Source organism: Campylobacter concisus, assembly GCF_002912425.1.
Lineage (GTDB): Bacteria > Campylobacterota > Campylobacteria > Campylobacterales > Campylobacteraceae > Campylobacter_A > Campylobacter_A concisus_AH.
This window is the reverse complement of the sequence record NZ_POYR01000059.1, coordinates 1-1,208: the sequence shown is the minus strand read 5'-3', so window position 1 is coordinate 1,208 and position 1,208 is coordinate 1. Positions and strand designations below refer to the sequence as shown.

Here is a 1,208-nt window from a genome sequence, read left to right as displayed (position 1 = left end):
GTACTATATACACCCATTGAACCGACTAAGGCTAAAAAACTTGATAATCCTATGGCATACGAATAAATTCCAAATTCTTCTTGCGTCATTAATTTTAAATAAATAGGCAAAAGCAATAATCCGCTCGCCTTTACTAAAACATCAATTGACATTACAGATATAAGGTTTTTTATTAATTTATTTCTATGAAATTTGAACAATATTCTATCTTCTTAAATTATTTATCATAAAACGGCATTGTCATTTTTTCTATTCATTATCTAATTCCGATTTTTTTAAAGATTTTATTAATTATTTTTTTTAGCACAAATAAAGTTAATAAAAAAGGAACATAAACCTTAAATACATAAGATAAATTTTTAGATGTTGATGCAAGATAAAGTGCTTTTGCTCTTTTACTTAAACTTTCATATACTATAAAAATAGAGTATATATTTTCTACAAAAAATCTATTCTCTAGCCTAAAACGTTGTAAAAAATTCTTTGAGAGCATGGGAATATTCTTTATACGTTCATTAAAAAGTGCATCATCACCATAACTCCAATACTTCTTCACTCCCACTGTTACATCTAATGGATACTCCGTTAAACATAAGGTATTACCTCTAAAACAATTAAACCCAACAAAAAAGATAAATAAATACATATTTCTGTACTTTTCATTTGATAGATACGTTTTTAAAGTACCTTCCCTTAAAAAGACTAAGCCACTGAGTTGATGTCCTAAAATTGCAAGATCTAGCACAGATGAAAAACCTTTAGTATATTTCTTATTTTCACCAAGTCCCCTATATCCAACTATGCCACCATCAACTTTTTTTGCAATAAATGAAGGGATTATGCATGTTAGTTCGCCAGAATATAAGCTCTCTATCACTTTTTTAAAATACTCAAACTGCAAAAAATCATCATCTCCTAAAAGCATACTATACTTGGCACTTGACTTAGAGAGAGTAAAAACAGTATTTTTTTCTTGCCCTATATTTTCTTCTTGTTTATAAATTATAATTTTTATGTCAGTGTTAGATTTTAATATATTCAGTTCATCAAAAGTAGAATCGCTTGAGAAATTATCAGATACTATAATACAAACATTATCTTTGCATTCTAACCTACTTATGTAACCTATTAGTAATATTAAATTCTTCTTTAAAGGCTCTACCCTATTATATGTTGGTATTAAAATATCAAGTAACATATCAAAAACC

General features: G+C 27.2%; 2 protein-coding genes. Both read right to left on the bottom strand.

The window, feature by feature from the left end; translation table 11 throughout:
• Nucleotides 1-200 (bottom strand): hypothetical protein (locus tag CYP84_RS10875; protein ID WP_219809656.1); only part of this gene is annotated, 200 nt, incomplete at its 3' end.
• A gap of 56 nt (nt 201-256) precedes the next feature.
• Nucleotides 257-1,208: glycosyltransferase (locus tag CYP84_RS03575; protein ID WP_141089193.1), on the bottom strand; the 952-nt coding region annotated here is incomplete at its 5' end.